The 15172-nt window shown below is 58.4% G+C and carries 13 protein-coding genes and 1 riboswitch; of the genes, 5 read left to right on the plus strand and 8 right to left on the minus strand.

Annotated elements, in window-relative coordinates; all coding sequences use genetic code 11:
- Nucleotides 1-232: 232 nt before the first annotated feature.
- Nucleotides 233-667 (minus strand): nucleoside deaminase, encoded by a 435-nt coding sequence (locus tag GVI59_RS08190; protein ID WP_173573982.1) that lies wholly within the window; start codon nucleotides 665-667, stop codon nucleotides 233-235.
- Nucleotides 668-1156: 489 nt separating this feature from the next.
- On the opposite strand from GVI59_RS08190, the gene GVI59_RS08195 reads away from it, so the two are divergent.
- Genes GVI59_RS08195 through GVI59_RS08210 form a run of 4 tightly spaced genes read left to right on the plus strand, consistent with a single transcriptional unit; the run spans nucleotide 1157 to nucleotide 3833 of the window.
- Nucleotides 1157-1912 (plus strand): gamma-glutamyl-gamma-aminobutyrate hydrolase family protein, encoded by a 756-nt coding sequence (locus GVI59_RS08195; protein ID WP_173573802.1) that lies wholly within the window; start codon nucleotides 1157-1159, stop codon nucleotides 1910-1912.
- Complete coding sequence (locus GVI59_RS08200; protein ID WP_173573803.1) at nucleotides 1906-2682, plus strand: pseudouridine synthase; 777 nt, start codon at nucleotides 1906-1908, stop codon at nucleotides 2680-2682. Before GVI59_RS08195 ends, GVI59_RS08200 begins: the two co-directional genes overlap by 7 nt.
- Complete coding sequence (gene rsmD, locus GVI59_RS08205; protein ID WP_242013021.1) at nucleotides 2682-3236, plus strand: 16S rRNA (guanine(966)-N(2))-methyltransferase RsmD; 555 nt, start codon at nucleotides 2682-2684, stop codon at nucleotides 3234-3236. The genes GVI59_RS08200 and rsmD overlap by 1 nt, the downstream gene beginning before the upstream one ends.
- A gap of 6 nt (nucleotides 3237-3242) precedes the next feature.
- Nucleotides 3243-3833 (plus strand): IMPACT family protein, encoded by a 591-nt coding sequence (locus GVI59_RS08210; RefSeq protein WP_173573804.1) that lies wholly within the window; start codon nucleotides 3243-3245, stop codon nucleotides 3831-3833.
- Between the two features lie 11 nt (nucleotides 3834-3844).
- Here GVI59_RS08210 and GVI59_RS08215 read toward each other — a convergent pair whose 3' ends face one another.
- From GVI59_RS08215 to GVI59_RS08225, 3 genes are all read right to left on the minus strand, one after another.
- Nucleotides 3845-4279 (minus strand): hypothetical protein, encoded by a 435-nt coding sequence (locus tag GVI59_RS08215; protein ID WP_173573805.1) that lies wholly within the window; start codon nucleotides 4277-4279, stop codon nucleotides 3845-3847.
- Between the two features lie 94 nt (nucleotides 4280-4373).
- Complete coding sequence (locus GVI59_RS08220) at nucleotides 4374-5342, minus strand: NAD(P)H-dependent glycerol-3-phosphate dehydrogenase (RefSeq protein WP_173573806.1); 969 nt, start codon at nucleotides 5340-5342, stop codon at nucleotides 4374-4376.
- Nucleotides 5339-6190: a 23S rRNA (adenine(2030)-N(6))-methyltransferase RlmJ gene (locus GVI59_RS08225; RefSeq protein WP_173573807.1), complete on the minus strand. Its 852-nt coding sequence runs from the start codon at nucleotides 6188-6190 to the stop codon at nucleotides 5339-5341. The genes GVI59_RS08220 and GVI59_RS08225 overlap by 4 nt, the downstream gene beginning before the upstream one ends.
- A gap of 431 nt (nucleotides 6191-6621) precedes the next feature.
- On the opposite strand from GVI59_RS08225, the gene GVI59_RS08230 reads away from it, so the two are divergent.
- Nucleotides 6622-9183 (plus strand): TonB-dependent receptor plug domain-containing protein, encoded by a 2562-nt coding sequence (locus GVI59_RS08230; RefSeq protein ID WP_173573808.1) that lies wholly within the window; start codon nucleotides 6622-6624, stop codon nucleotides 9181-9183.
- A 54-nt stretch (nucleotides 9184-9237) separates the two neighbouring features.
- Here GVI59_RS08230 and GVI59_RS08235 read toward each other — a convergent pair whose 3' ends face one another.
- The 4 genes from GVI59_RS08235 to GVI59_RS08250 all read right to left on the minus strand — a co-directional run bounded on the left by GVI59_RS08235 (nucleotide 9238) and on the right by GVI59_RS08250 (nucleotide 14894).
- Nucleotides 9238-11361, minus strand: a complete 2124-nt coding sequence (locus tag GVI59_RS08235) for a TonB-dependent receptor plug domain-containing protein (protein WP_173573809.1) — start codon at nucleotides 11359-11361, stop codon at nucleotides 9238-9240.
- Nucleotides 11362-11466: 105 nt separating this feature from the next.
- A riboswitch (cobalamin riboswitch) is annotated at nucleotides 11467-11701 on the minus strand.
- An 81-nt stretch (nucleotides 11702-11782) separates the two neighbouring features.
- On the minus strand, nucleotides 11783-12514 hold the full coding sequence (locus GVI59_RS08240) for a pyridoxine 5'-phosphate synthase (RefSeq protein WP_173573810.1): 732 nt from the start codon (nucleotides 12512-12514) through the stop codon (nucleotides 11783-11785).
- Nucleotides 12511-13509: a 4-hydroxythreonine-4-phosphate dehydrogenase PdxA gene (gene pdxA / locus GVI59_RS08245; RefSeq protein ID WP_173573811.1), complete on the minus strand. Its 999-nt coding sequence runs from the start codon at nucleotides 13507-13509 to the stop codon at nucleotides 12511-12513. The genes GVI59_RS08240 and pdxA overlap by 4 nt, the downstream gene beginning before the upstream one ends.
- A complete protein-coding gene (locus tag GVI59_RS08250) occupies nucleotides 13506-14894 on the minus strand; it encodes a dipeptidase (protein ID WP_173573812.1) in 1389 nt (462 codons plus the stop codon). The genes pdxA and GVI59_RS08250 overlap by 4 nt, the downstream gene beginning before the upstream one ends.
- Nucleotides 14895-15172 lie beyond the last annotated feature (278 nt).

Here is a 15172-nt window from a genome sequence, read left to right on the forward strand (position 1 = left end):
AGATCGGCGCAAGAGCAATCCGTCTCCCTGATTACAAAAGGGAAATTGCCTGAGCCATCCGAACGCCAGCCCTACGATCGGATGAAACGTCCGTTATTTCTTACCGGACCGCGCCTCCCGAAAAGCGTTACAGAAGCACGGAAACCCCCGCCTGCCGGCCCGGATGGTCTGTTACGAAGCGGTATTAATTTTTGGTCATGCCCGCAGGCGCATACGGGAATTCACACTCGTTTCAGCCACGCAACTGTCTGAAAAAATCTTTCAGGAGCAGGCTGTTCTCTCTCTCCCTCACACCACCGATAATCTCCGGATGACGCAGACACGCCGGGTGGTCGATGACACGCGGCCCGTGATCGACCCCTCCGCCTTTTGGGTCGTACGCGCCAAAGATGACTCGCTTCACACGAAAATGCACCGCCGCCGCCGCGCACATCGGACAGGGTTCCAGCGTAACGACAAGCGTGCAGTCATCCAGCCGCGTCGAACCTGTGATCTGAGTCGCCTTTCGCATGGCGAGCATTTCAGCATGTGCCGACGGATCGCGCCGCGCCTCGACTTCATTTCCGGCAGTGGACAGGGGAGCACCACTCGCTGACAGAACGACAGCACCGACAGGCACCTCGCCACGACCGGCGGCGGAACGCGCTTCAGCCAGCGCCAGATCCATGGCGGAACAGGGCTGAATCCCGCCGGAATATCTGAGGTGAAGGCTGTTCATCACGTTCTGTTTCAATATCAGAGACCCAACCGGGAATTTTTTGTGGCGAAAAAATGTCAGAGGCTGCGTTTTTAGCTTGATTCCTTAACTTTTTCTCTGTCACAGTGTGTATCACGGCCTGTAACAATTCTCCATCGTGATCGCGACGGGATCTGGAGAGGCCGTATTGAATTAATCACTGGCTACCGACGTCTGAGCGACATCGGCAAGCGTGGAAGGGGGAAAGGTCATGCAGAGTCTGACACTGGTTCTTGCCGCCGCCACCATCGGCCTGGCTTTCGCAGCATCAGATCATATTCATTCAAAACAGGAACCTGTGCACGTCAAGGTTGATCGTGTTCATCAACACAGCGGCAAGTCACAATTCTGATTTCAACGACCTGAATATCAGGCCGGTCGCCATATACGTCAGTGGGTGTTTCCTTTAATGGGAGCGATATGGATTCATTCGCTCCCATGCCCCTTATCGGGGTGACACTCGATCAGGAACCGGGCGGCCAAGGGCAGTATTCCGCATTTCCGTGGTACGCCCTCCGTGCAAACTATATGGGCGCCGTTATCAAGGCAGGCGGCCTGCCCGTAGCGCTGCCCTACGCGCCGTGTTTGACCAGCAAAATTCTTGATCGTCTGGATGGACTGATCGTCACGGGCGGCGCATTTGATATCGACCCTGCGCTTTACGGCGCAGAACGAAATGAAGCCACGACCACGCTGAAACCAGGTCGTACCGCAGCGGAAATGGCTCTTTTGGAAGCCGCCATGGAACGAGGCATGCCTGTGCTCGGTATCTGTGGCGGGATGCAGCTTCTCGCCGCCGCGCTGGATGGCTCGCTGATTCAGGACATTGCGAGCGAACAGCCCGACGCCCTCCCACATGAACAGCCGAATCCACGCGATCAGGCAGGACATATCGTCAGCATCGAACCTTATTCGCTGCTCGGGAAAATCGTCGGGCGCGGCACTATGGCGGTGAACTCCTCCCACCATCAGGCGGTCCGTGATCCGGGGCGCGGTCGGGTTTCCGCTCGGGCGGAAGATGGCGTCATCGAAGCAATAGAAGACCCATCGGCACGGTTCTGTGTCGGGGTGCAATGGCATCCGGAATTTCTTATAGATCCGGGAGATCTCGCGTTATTCACGGCCTTTGTCGAGGCTGCGCAGAACGCAACAGTGTCGGGAGACGGTGTATGGTAAACGACAGCAACGAAAACACTACAGACGCACGCGGCGATCGTATCGCAAAATGGCTCGCCCGCAGTGGTGTCGCCAGTCGGCGCGATATCGAGCGCATGATCACGGAACGTCGTATCAAGCTGAACGGCGCTGTGGTGGAACATCCGGCGACGTTTGTGACAGCCACCGATGCCGTCTCCGTTGACGGGAAGCTCGTGCAGGGACCGGAGCACACAAGACTGTGGCGCTATCATAAACCGGACGGGCTGGTGACCACGCATCGCGACCCGGAAGGCCGCAAGACAGTCTTTGAGACTCTGCCTGAAGGCATGCCGCGTGTCGTCAGTGTGGGCCGGCTGGATCTGAACAGTGAAGGTCTGCTGCTTCTGACCAATGACGGCGCCCTGGCCCGTCGTCTGGAACTGCCTTCCAACGGCTGGCTGCGACGCTATCGCGTACGTGTCTTTGGTGTGGTGAACGAGCGCGAACTGGCAGGTCTGTCAAAAGGCTGCGTCATCGAAGGCGTGAAATACGGTCCCATCGAAGCCTCGCTCGACTCCCGCAAAGGCGACAATGCCTGGCTGACGGTCTCCCTGCGTGAAGGCAAGAACCGTGAAATCCGTCGCGTCATGACGGCTCTCAACCTGCATGTCAGCCGTCTGCTTCGCACGTCCTATGGCCCGTTCCCTCTTGGCGAACTCAAGCCGGGCGAACTGGAAGAAGTGCCATCCCGTGTCATGAAGGCGCAGATTCCACGCGATGTGGAGATCGACACCAAGCGGCGCGGCTGATGCGGATTATCGCCGGGATACGGCGTGGACGAACGCTGACAGCTCCAGAAGGCAAGACGACACGCCCCACCGCTGACCGCGTGAGACAGGCCCTGTTCGACATGCTGCTTCACGCCCCTTGGGGGGGGCGGGACTGTGTTGAAGGCGTTCACGTGCTGGATGGTTTCGCCGGAACAGGAGCGCTCGGTCTGGAGGCGCTGTCACGCGGAGCCGCTTTCTGCACATTCTTTGAAGTGGACCGGCCCGCTCTGGCGGCCCTGCGGGCGAACGTGCGAGATTGTCAGATGCAGGACGTCAGTCGTATTCAGGCCTCGTCCGTTCTGAAACCACCGCGCGCCTCGACACCGTGCGGTCTCGTGTTTCTCGATCCACCTTATGGCCAGTCCCTGCCGGCTCAGGCGCACACCGCCCTCACGGCCGCCGGCTGGATCGCACCCGACGCCCTGATTGTCACGGAAACCGGACGTGATGAACCGGCTCCTGTTGAGGGCGCAGAGATTCTGGCCGAACGGGCGCATGGCGCTGCACGCCTGTGGGTGTGGCGACAGGGCTGATCGAGGATGGTTGAGACGCTGGTCGGACGGGCGGATTTCGAGAAGGAAATCAAGAAAAGCCGTTTTCTGGCAATGGCGCTTCCCGTCGAGACCGAAGAGGCCGCGATGGCCTTCATCCGGGAGGTTTCCTATCCCGACGCCACCCATAACTGCTGGGCATGGAAAATCGGTTCCCGTTATCGCAGCGATGACGCAGGCGAACCGGGCGGCACGGCGGGCCGTCCAATTTTACAGGTGATCGAGGCGCAGGGGCTGGACAGGGTTGCCGTGGTCGTTACGCGCTGGTTTGGCGGTGTCAAACTCGGCGCGGGCGGTCTGGTGCGGGCCTATGGCGGGACAGCAGCGGAATGTCTGCGACTGGCGGAACGTGTCGAAGTCATCGAACGCACCCGGCTAACATTTCACTGCCCGTTCAGCGATCTGGCGCTGGTCGGCTCACGCCTTCCCGCTCTGGATGCGGTCGTTGAAAGCGAAGAGTTCGACGCGACAGGGGCCGCCTATGTCGTGGCCGTTCCGGTTCAGCAGGTGGAGGATGTCACGCTCCGACTGGCCGACATGACCAGCGGGCGGATCATGGCGACCGAGAAAGAGGACTGAGCGGCAGGCCGTTACCAGCCCATTCCCGGTCCCCACCAACCCGGACCATACCCATAGCCCGGACCGCCTCCCCAAGGGCCCCACATTCCCCAATCCCACGCGGAATCTTCGTAGGCTTCAGCAGTCATACGATTTTCATCAGCCATATACTGCGCCTGCTGATTGGCGCGGTAAGTCGCATAGGCCTGCTGCGAGCCTACATAGAGGCAGTCGCATACGTTCGGGTCAGCATAGACATAAGTGACAAGGTCGCCCTTGTCCCGCCGCAGAAAACGATGTGGAGGCAGACGGGTCAGCATCGCCGCCCGTTCAGGCGTGTTGGCCGGTTTCAGGATAAACCCTGCTGCAGCCAGATGGTCTTCCTTCTGCGCGATTTCCTGCTGGGCCGACATACAGCCCGAAACAGCGAGGACCGGCAGAAGCAGCCAATAACACGATCGTTTCAAGGGTTCCTCCTTTGCAGGATCAGATTCCTTATGGTGCTAACATCAGGAAGATCAGAAAGCGTTTGTAAAAAATTTTAATGCCGTCACAGAATTGTCAGAAATGCGCCTCCGGCCCCGCCGGCCGCGTCAGCAGACAGTTCATGACCGTTTCCAGATCGGCCCTTCCCTCCACCAGATCGGTCACGGCATCAATGACCGGCACCGAGACACCCTTCCGGCGAGCCAGAGCAGCGAGCGCTCCGGCGGTCGCAATCCCTTCGGCCACACCACCACCGAGCGTCTCGGAGGTCTGTTGCAGAGTGCTTCCCTGCCCCAGCGCCAGCCCGACGCGATAGTTACGGGATGATCCACCAGTGCAGGTCAGCAGCAGGTCACCCACTCCAGCCAACCCCGCCATCGTGACAGCCTGCCCTCCCAGCGCTTCGGCCAGACGGCTGATTTCGGCCAGTCCACGCGTCACGAGCGCCGCACGGGCATTTTCGCCAAGTCCGGCGCCGATGGTGGCTCCCGCCGCAATGGCGATGACATTTTTCGCAGCGCCGCCAAGCTGCACACCGGCGATATCAACGCTGTCATAAAGCCGAAAACGGGGCGTTCCGAGCAGATCGGCCAGAGAGCGGGCCAGCCCCGCCTGTGCGGCGGCGATCACAGCGGCAGCAGGCAGCCCATCCGCCACTTCATGTGCGAAGTTCGGCCCGGAGAGGATCGCACCGTTCAGGTCGGGGCGTGTGTCATGCAGAATATCGAGCGGGAAACGCAGACTGTCCGGCTCCACGCCCTTGCAGCACAGAACGACCGGCGCTGATGTCCGCACATCCTTCAGCACGGAAGCGAAATACTTCATCGGGACAACAGACAGAATCATATCCGCGTCCATCAACAGACTGTCTGTCACGGTAATGGTTTCAGGGAGCGGATGATCCGCAAGACGCGGCATCGCGCCATTTGGCAGCCTTGCCGCCGGATTACGCGCCCACAGTTGCACCATGGCCCCGGCGCGCGCCGCCTGAAGCGCCAGCGCGATGCCCCATGACCCTGCCCCGATGACCGCAATCCGCTTCATTCCGGCACAATCCACTCCACCAGTGATTCCGTGTTTCCGTCGCCGAGATATTTGCACAGCGTGGAGAGAATGGCAGCGCCTTCCTCATCAAATCTGAACGGAGGATTGGCGATCAGCAGACCGCAGCCGTTCAACAGTCCGGGATCGAGCGGTGGGCGGATGGTCAGTTCAAGATTCAGCAGGTTTCTCTGCCCGGCATCCTGCAACGCGTTGAAAAATGCTCTCGGAGGAGACCGGTGCTTGATTGGATACCACACCGCCACAATGCCTGTCGGGAAACGCTGACGCGCTGTCGTTACGGCCTTGACGAGATCAGAGAACTCGGACCGCTCTTCGAAAGGTGGGTCAATCAGCACCAGCCCGCGCCTGGCGGTCCTGGGCGGCAGCAACGCGGTCATGGCCTCATATGCATCGCGGTGATGAACCGACACGAGAGGATTATTGTGGAACAGACGTCTCAGCGCACGCTGGTCCTCAGGGTGCAATTCACAACAGACCAGAGCGTCACCGGGACGCAGTGTACGGGCCACAATTTCCGGTGAACCGGGATAGACCGTCTTCCCGGCATATTCCTTCATCACCTGCCGCACGAGAGCGAGCCATTCTTGCAGCGGCTCGAAATCTGGCGTGTCGGGCGGAAGATCCAGCAGACGACCGATCCCTTCCCGCCACTCACCTGTCGCCTCCGCCTGTGGAGAAGACAGGTCATACAGACCGATCCCCGCATGGGTATCGAGAACGGAAAACGGCGTATTCTTGCGACTGAGAGCACGCAGCAGGGCTGTCAGCAGCGCGTGCTTCATGCAATCGGCAAAGTTGCCTGCGTGGTAGACGTGGCGATAGTTCATCCCGACGCTATAGCAGTCGATGACCTGCGCTCAAACACGCCCGACACAGGCGGTCAAAGCGTCCGGACTCCACTCAAAATCAGCGCGTGAAGCAGTCTGTCGCCCTGAATTTCACAAGACAGATTCCTTGTGAAAGGAATTTTTATAGGTCGTTTTAATAAAAGACATTTTCTGACTGTCATATCCCATCCCATGACAAGTCCGCTTCTCGCAGGATTTCTATGGTTTTTTAGAAATATGCTGTCTTCATAATCATCTATCACACTCAGCAGACAAACGGGCGATGCCCCCTCAGAAGGTTATCACCAGGCATCAGAGTGTTGCAATTACGCAACATTATATTATACATTTTACTGTCGTTAAACGTAGTTCTATTGTTTTTTGATCTATATGCATATCGAATGGAGTAAATTACCTGCGGAATATCTGTCATGATTTTTTATCAGAGCCGGTCCTACGGATTTTTGCGTTTCAATTTCAAGACCGTGGGACTGCTTGCCAGCACGTTCATCCTGACAGACGCAGCCTCAAGCCAGGCAAACGCAACGTCATCGACCCCGACAGTCACAACCAGAACGACCAAACGGAAACCCGCAACCGTTCATCCTGCGGAAACCGGCAGACAGTCCCCTGCCGCCCTCACGGCGACATCGCGGAAAGCGCCTGTCACCGCCATAAGGGCCGCTGACAGCGGAGAAACGGTCATCGTGACCGGCACACGCGAGACGGGCAAAAAAGCCCGCGACAGCGTCTCGCCCATCGATATTGTCTCCGCCCGACAGCTTGCCGAAACCGGCATGCCCGATCTGAGAGACGCTCTCACCCAGCTTCTGCCTTCCCTGACCATGCCGACAGGCGGCTTCGACACAGGCGCTCTGACGGACTCCTTCAGTCTGCGCGGCCTGAGTCCCAATGAAACACTCGTGCTCGTGGATGGAAAACGCCGTCACACCACAGCCAACATCTATGCCGACCCCGGTCCCCAGCAGGGCGCGACACCTGTCGATATCGACATGATTCCGATGGCCGCCATCGATCACGTTGAAATCCTGCGCGATGGCGCATCGGCCCAGTATGGCTCGGATGCCGTCGCGGGCGTGGTCAACATCATCCTGAAGAAAACGGATCACGGTTTTCATGCCCGCTCCATATCAGGCATCACAGCGTCCGGTGACGGGTTTGAGCAGGGCATCTATCTCGATGGCGGCGCGAAGCTCGGCTCACGCGGCTACGTGCATGTCAGTGGCGACTTCATGCATCAGGATCACACCTATCGAGGCGCTGACGATCTGCGCACCCAGTCCAAGATCAACAAACTTCTCGGCCAGCCCGAGCAGACCCGCGAGAGCGTTTCCATCACCGCCGGCTATCACCTGACTGACTCCGTCGAAGCCTATGCCGTCGCCACATACGCGCATCGCCACGCCGAGAGTTATCAGAACTACCGGACAGCTTCTTCCCTCGCCGCATACCCGGCCTATGCAGCCATTTATCCCAACGGATATTCACCGCTCGAAACACTTGATGAAAATGACTGGGAAGTCACAGCGGGACTGAAAGGCGATCTGGACCACTGGCACTGGGATCTCTCGTCCGTCTATGGCCGCGACTACAACAATATCGGTCTGAAAAACTCCGCCAATTATTCTCTTGCCGCCGCCACAGGACAGACACCCACCGCCTTTGCGGTGCAGGGCTTCAACAACGAGATGTGGAGCAACACGTTTGATCTGAGCAAGTCTTTTCATATCGACGGCTGGCCGCACGCCATCAATGTCGCAGGCGGCGCAACCTATCGCTATGAAAGTTACGCCATCGGCACCGGTTCGCTGGCCTCAACCTACGGTTCCGGGTCGGACGCGCTCGCTGGCACCACCTATCAGAACGCAGGCCATTTCAACCGCGATGTCGTCGGCGGCTATATCGACATCGCCACCCATCTGGCAAAAAATCTCCAACTCGATCTGGCCGGGCGTTATGAGCATTATACGGATGTCTCCGACACCGAGACCGGCAAGGCGGCGCTCCGTTACGACCCTCTCCCCTGGCTCGGTTTCAGAGGCACCATTTCGAACGGCTTCCACGCCCCGACGCTTGCTCAGGAATATTACAGCTCCGTCGCGCTCTCCCCGACAGCCGCACGCGGCATCATCGGCGCCAACTCTCCGGGCGCGCTGGCAAATGGAGCCACATCCCTCAAGCCGGAGCGTTCCACCAGCGCCACCGGCGGCATCATCATCGAGCCTGTCAGGAAACTGCACATCACAGCCGACGTCTATCAGATCAACCTGCGCGATCAGATCCTGCCGGGCGGCAATGTCTATGGCGATCAGGCCATTTCCGCGCTCAACGCCAACGGTTTCCAGCTTCCTTCCGAAGCTGCAAGCTGGAGTTCCGCCTCGCTGTCCACCCACTGGTTCGCCAACGTCGCCAGCACGCGCACGCAGGGGCTCGACATCACGGCCACCTACCCCACCAGTCTTGGCGTTTATGGGCATATCGACTGGGATGTCGGCATCAACCTCAACCGCACACGTCTGACCCATCAGGGCACGGATGCTCAGGGCAACAACCTGCTCACGGCACAATCCATCGCCTACATCACGACTGGCTATCCGCGCAGCAAGATGATCTGGGGTGGCCGCTATACCAGCGACGACGGCAAGCTGACTGTCGGGCTTCACGAAATCCGCTGGGGCCAGACGACGTCCGAACTGACCTATTATACAGGCGCCACAAACTCCAGCGCGCTTTCGAGCACGGACTTTCTGCCATTTCGCAATTCACCGAAATTCGTGACGAATCTTGAAGTCACCTACCGCGTCATGCCGAAACTGTCGTTCACGATCGGCGGCAACAATCTCTTTGATAAACGCCCCAGCCGCGTGCCGGATGGCAATCGCTATCTCGGTGTGCCGCAATATTACATGAGCACATCACAACTTGGCATGAATGGGGGTTTTTATTATCTGCGCGCCGATCTGTCGCTCTGAGGATGCGCGCCACACAGGAAAACAGTCCGTGTGGCGTGCCTTTACGAAAACGCCTCAGTAACTCAGCATAAATCCGCCGTAACCGGCGCGTCCCTGCTGGAGATAGCCGACCGGATTTTCAAACTGGCGGTTCAGCAGATTATCGGCCCGCGCAAAGACGCTCAGGAAGCGGTTGATCTGGTAGTTCGCCGCCACATCGATGGTGAAATAGCCATGGCCCTTGGCGCATATTTCGCAATAGCTGCCATTCGCCGCATAAACCGGATAATCGCGCCAGCCGCTGACATAGAGGATATTACCTGACAGGGTCAGATCCTTGACCGGCCTCCAAGTCGTGTTGAAGTTGAACTTGTGCTGCGGACGACGCTGAAGCGGCTGGTTGTCGGTTGCGTCGCGCGCGTGGGTCCAGGTGTAGTTGAGATTGAATTCGAGATTATCCAGAGCTTTCCAGTTCAGGAACGCCTCGACACCGAACATGCGGGCACGATCAACATTGGCGTAGGAATAGATCGTGCTGTTAGCGGAATAGGTCATTGTAGACTGGATCAGGTTGCGCACATGGTTTTCATACCATGTCGCACCGAAATGCACCCGGTCATGCGCCAGCTTCTGCTCGACGGTCACATCGTAGCCGATCAGACGTTCTGCCCGGAGCTTCTGGTTTCCCTGATAGTTGTAGTAACTGCCGTTCAGTGTCCCGAAAAGCTGGTAGAGCGAGGGACCGTGGAAACCGCTGCCCGCGCTGGCCTTGATGATCGTTCCTGTGCCGGGAATATGAATGGCGGGCGCGACACGCCATGTCACATAATGCCCGTAACGGGAGTTTGAATCGTAACGTACGTTGGCTGCACCATAAAGAATCTGATTCCAGTTTCCCTGATACTGACCATAGCCGGCCGTTGTATCCATGCTGGCGCGCGTGCTGTACGGCGCGTCATTCGTGCCGGTGCTGTCACTCTGGTTGCCATAATAGGTATCGTGAAAATGTTCCGCACCCACCAGAAACGAACCGTATTTCTTGAGATCCAGCGTGCCGTGCCAGTCAACTTTCAGACGTGAGGACCGATAGTAGGTCGGATCATACAGGCGCGCCCCTCCGTCCTCACCTGTGCCGGTGTAAGTAAAGTTACGCCAGTTGGTCATGTAACCAAGCCCGACCACCTGATCGAACAATCCTCCCCATGAGCGCAGATGCGCTGTCCCGCGCACGACGGCTTCATTCTGGATCGTTCGCTCTCGTTCCTTCTGGGCGTCGCCATAGCCCTCATCCATCATGTCGTAAGAACCATACGAACGATAATTGCTCTGCATCAGACGCGAGGTGAGACCGAGATCAAAGTTATCCGTCACGTCGTAATCCATGCGGACATTGGCGCTGCGGTTGTCGTAAGTGTTCCCGCGCTCACGCTGCTCTTTCGTCACGTTTGAAAAGGTGCCGATATAGCGCTCTATATAGCGCGGAATAGCGTGAAAACCGACCTGTCTGTAATGGGATAGTTCGAAATTATAGTGGAACCGGTCAAGGCTGCCACGTGCGCCGAACGCCTGATTGAACGTGCCGTAGGAGCCGCCTTCCACGCGGACGAAAGGCTTGATGCGTCCCTGCCCTTTCGCCGTGGTCATGTCGATCACGCCCGCCATGGCGTCCGCGCCGTAAAGGCCGCTTTGCGGACCACGCAGGATCTCGATCCGCCCCAGCCCGTCCGTCATGAACTGCGCCGGATCAAAAGCGCCGGACGAGCTACTGCCATCATTCACATCCATCCCGTCGAGACGAACCTTCACCTCGTTGGAATTGGTGCCGCGCATATAAATGGCCGTCGTGCCGCCCATGCCTCCGGTACGGACCACATTCAGGCCCGGCTGCCTTTCCAGAGCATCTGACAGGGAACGCCGCTGCTGGGTCTGGATCTGCTGCTCAGTGATGATCGTCATGGCTGTGCCGATCTCATCAGCCCTGATCGGCCGACGGGCGGCGCTCACCGTGATGGATTCAGGCCAGGTATCGGTATGCTCGGACAGAATTGCGCGAACTGTCGGGACGTCGGCGTTCCGGACGACCGGACGGACAGTGGTTTTCTTCGTGTCCACAACGGTATCAGCAGCTTGCGCTGTAGCTGTAACCAGAAGAGTGGAAAGAAACGAGGCACCGGTTAACAGGAGGGCGCGAAAGGGCATTGTGGCTGGCTCGTGGTTGTCTGCGTTGCCACGAGCAAAAGGTCGTCCGCGCTTTCACGCAGCCTTACCAACCTGTCAGATCACCCCGTCCGACACGCCTCGTCCGCAACATCCGGTATGATGGCAGGTCTCCTGACTTGCGGCTGTGACAAGAATGCCACTCCCTTCCCGGAGACAAACGCTCCAGTGGGCCGGCATGACGCCGGATGGACATCCTGACCGCTTACAGTTGCGGGGGCAGTCCGGGCATAGGTGGATGAACCACCGCACCCGGTTCCCTTTTCATCCCTTGGACGCAACCTGCACGCACCATATGGGAACCATCATGGAAACGTGGTTTACAGGCCGGTCACAGCGAGTCAATCAGGTCTGTGAGATCAGGACACAGACTGTGGCGCACACGTCACAGTCGCGAACGGCGTCAGGCGCTCAGGTTGGCGCGGGCCGCATCCATGAGCCGACGCATTTCCTGCACCACGGCTGGCAGTCCATCAAAAATTGCCTGTCCGATCAGGAAATGTCCGATATTCAGCTCGACGATTTCCGGAATGGCCGCCACCGGCGCGACATTGCCGAAGCTGAGACCATGTCCTGCATGCACTTCCAGCCCCAGACCCGCCGCCTGCTTCGCCGCTGTTTTCAACCGGGCGAGTTCTCCGTCCTTCCCGTGTGCATAAGCCCCTGTATGCAACTCAACCACAGCAGCGCCCACGGCGGCGGAAGCAGCAATCTGCTCGGGATCAGGATCGACAAACAGGGAAACCCTGATGCCGCTTTCACGAAGTTTCCTGATCATCGGAGCCAGACTTTCCATCTGACCAGCCACATCCAGACCGCCTTCGGTGGTCACTTCTTCACGCCGTTCCGGCACGATGCAGCACGCATGCGGCTTCAGTTTGCAGGCAAGCGTCACCATCTCTTCCGTCGCGGCCATTTCCATGTTCAGCGGCGCACGCAGGGTGGTGCTGAGGCGGATCAGGTCCTCATCACGAATATGCCGTCTGTCCTCCCGCAGATGCGCGGTGATCCCGTCCGCACCCGCCCTGATGGCGAGCAGGGCCGCTTCGACCGGGTCGGGATGCGTTCCTCCGCGCGCATTGCGGATGGTGGCGACGTGATCAATATTCACACCGAGGCGCTGACGCTGGATCATGAGGGCAATCCTTCTTTATAGTTCAGACGATTTTCTGACAGCACACTGGCGAGACGCAGCGCTGCGACAAGACTGGTCGCTTCGGCAATTCCTTTTCCCGCAATATCGAACGCCGTTCCATGATCCGGCGACGTGCGGACAACGGGAAGTCCAAGCGTGACATTCACACCATGCGCCATGTCGAGCGTCTTGATGGGGATCAGCGCCTGATCGTGATACATGCAGAGCGCCGCATCATATTTCTGGCGGGCGCTTTCAGTGAACATGGTGTCGGGAGGCATCGGCCCCATGACATCAACGCCTTTTGCACGCAGACGTTCGATCGCCGGGATAATCATGTCGATCTCTTCCCGACCCATCATCCCGTCTTCCCCCGCATGAGGATTCAGCCCTGCGACTGCAAGACGCGGACGGACAATGCCAAAATCCTGTTTCAGGGCAAGGGCTGTCGTCAGGCCGGTCTCGACAATCATGTCTTCGTTCAGAGTGTCGAGCGCCTCCCGCAGAGAGACATGGATCGTCACCGGCACCACGCGCAACATTGGACTGGCGAGCATCATGACCTCGCGTCCGGGAACATGGCAGAGTTCGGCAAGAAATTCCGTATGGCCGGGATGAGGAAAGCCGGCACGCCGCAGCACAGCCTTGCTGATCGGATTGGTGACAACGCCACCCGCAACACCCGCTTTCGCCAATCCAACAGCACAGGCGATGCTGTCGATCACCGCCTGACCGTTGGTGGAATCAGGCTCACCGGCTCGGACCGGCACCGACAGGCAGAGCGGAAGAACCGGAAGCGCATCGCTGAAAACAGATGCCGCTTCTTCAATGGTTTCGATTTCTTTCACTGGCAGTGAAGATGGCAGACACGTCGGATCACCAAGCCACGCGAAAACTGTCCCTCCTTCCCGTAAAGCGCGCCATGCGCCAGCGGTGATTTCGGGACCGATACCGGCGGGATCACCCATTGTCAGAGCGAGCGGCAGACGTGTCATTGTGCGAGCGCCATCAGAACGCGCACCCACGAGCGGGTGCCCTTGTGAAAGGATGTCAGACTGTATTTCTCATTCGGGGAATGGATGCGGTCATCGTCCAGACCAAAGCCGATCAATAGCGTGTCCAGACCAAGCGCCTCTTTCACCTCACCAACAACGGGGATGGAACCGCCACAGCCGATGACGGTCGCCTGTGTTTCCCACTCTGCGGTGAGCGCAGCCAATGCACTGGCAAGCTGCGGCATGTCGGCAGGCACCACACTGGCGCGGGAACCTCCATGCGGTTTGAACTCGACCTTACAGTCAGACGGCACCCGCGCTCTGACATGCTCACGGAAACTGGCGCGTATGGCTTCAGGGTCCTGTTCGCCCACAAGACGAAAGGAAATCTTGGCCATCGCACGGGCAGGCAGAACGGTCTTGAAACCGTCTTCCTCGTAGCCGCCGGAAATCCCGTTGATTTCACAGCTTGGCCGGCACCATGTCTGTTCCAGCGCGGAATATCCCTGCTCTCCCGCGGGCCAGCGAAGCCCGACTGAACCAAGACTGTCCCCGTCCGTCGGCCCGATCTCGCGCCACTGCTCCCGCACGCTGTCCGGAATCTGCGGCACACCATCATAAAACCCGGCCAGCGTGACACGACCTGTCGCGCCGTCCCGCAAGTCGGAAATGATGTCGCAAAGCACCTGAATCGGGTTGCGGGCGGCATTGCCGAACATACCGGAGTGAAGATCACGATCAGCGCCGATGATAGTGACTTCCTCTCCGACCATACCGCGCAACATCGTGGTGATAGCGGGCGTTTTTGCGTCGAGCATACCCGTATCACAGATCAGGGCCAGATCGGCCTTCAGTTCCTCGCTGTGCGCTTTGAGGAAAGGCAGGAGATTTTCTCCACCTGATTCTTCCTCGCCTTCGATTACAATCGTCACCCCGACGGGCAATGCGCCATTGCTTTCAATCAGGGCACGGCAGGCCTCGACAAAGGTCATTACCTGCCCTTTGTCGTCCGCCGCTCCACGGGCGCGAATTTCTTTTGTGCCGTCGGGATTGGTCACAAGCTGCGGATCGAAAGGATCACTCTTCCAAAGCGAGAGTGGATCGACCGGCTGCACATCATAATGTCCGTAAAACAGAACATGCGGCGCACCTGCCGGCCCCTCGCGTCGCGCCACGACAATCGGATGACCGGGCGTCTCATGGATGGTGGCTGTAAAGCCTAGTGAAGACAGTTCCGTTTTCAGCCACTCGGCTGCGGTACGGCAGTCTTTCGTATGAGATGTCTGTGTGGAGATACTGGGGATACGCAGGAACGCAAAAAGACGTGCAAGCCCTGCCTCCAGATTATCATCGACCTTCTGCAGAGCGTCCATCTGTCCGGGCATTGAGTGCTTCCTGTCTTGATGCGCCCCTTATCGCTGAGGCGGAGACATCATGACACCTGAAACTGCCTTATGGAATGTCTGCGTGGCTATTCCACATGCCGGACGATGTTTTGCTCTGCTGACGCCGCTGCAACATCAACGAGATTGCAACCACATATGATCGGCCAGAGTTTCTGCTCTCGTTACGAGACGGCATGACTTCCGAATGCTTTATCGAAGGCGTCCACGAGACAGCGGCACATCGTATTCACCACATGAGCGGATAAATACGATGTGCC

The sequence above is a fragment of the Acetobacter sicerae genome, assembly GCF_011516765.1.
Lineage (GTDB): Bacteria > Pseudomonadota > Alphaproteobacteria > Acetobacterales > Acetobacteraceae > Acetobacter > Acetobacter sicerae.

Coding starts and splice junctions, on each gene's coding strand:
- GVI59_RS08190 (WP_173573982.1), bottom strand. CDS start 667: ATGGATCTGGCGCTGGCTGAAGCGCGTTCCGCCGCCGGTCGTGGCGAG.
- GVI59_RS08195 (WP_173573802.1), top strand. CDS start 1,157: ATGGATTCATTCGCTCCCATGCCCCTTATCGGGGTGACACTCGATCAG.
- GVI59_RS08200 (WP_173573803.1), top strand. CDS start 1,906: ATGGTAAACGACAGCAACGAAAACACTACAGACGCACGCGGCGATCGT.
- rsmD (WP_242013021.1), top strand. CDS start 2,682: ATGCGGATTATCGCCGGGATACGGCGTGGACGAACGCTGACAGCTCCA.
- GVI59_RS08210 (WP_173573804.1), top strand. CDS start 3,243: ATGGTTGAGACGCTGGTCGGACGGGCGGATTTCGAGAAGGAAATCAAG.
- GVI59_RS08220 (WP_173573806.1), bottom strand. CDS start 5,342: ATGAAGCGGATTGCGGTCATCGGGGCAGGGTCATGGGGCATCGCGCTG.
- GVI59_RS08225 (WP_173573807.1), bottom strand. CDS start 6,190: ATGAACTATCGCCACGTCTACCACGCAGGCAACTTTGCCGATTGCATG.
- GVI59_RS08230 (WP_173573808.1), top strand. CDS start 6,622: ATGATTTTTTATCAGAGCCGGTCCTACGGATTTTTGCGTTTCAATTTC.
- GVI59_RS08235 (WP_173573809.1), bottom strand. CDS start 11,361: ATGCCCTTTCGCGCCCTCCTGTTAACCGGTGCCTCGTTTCTTTCCACT.
- GVI59_RS08240 (WP_173573810.1), bottom strand. CDS start 12,514: ATGATCCAGCGTCAGCGCCTCGGTGTGAATATTGATCACGTCGCCACC.
- pdxA (WP_173573811.1), bottom strand. CDS start 13,509: ATGACACGTCTGCCGCTCGCTCTGACAATGGGTGATCCCGCCGGTATC.
- GVI59_RS08250 (WP_173573812.1), bottom strand. CDS start 14,894: ATGCCCGGACAGATGGACGCTCTGCAGAAGGTCGATGATAATCTGGAG.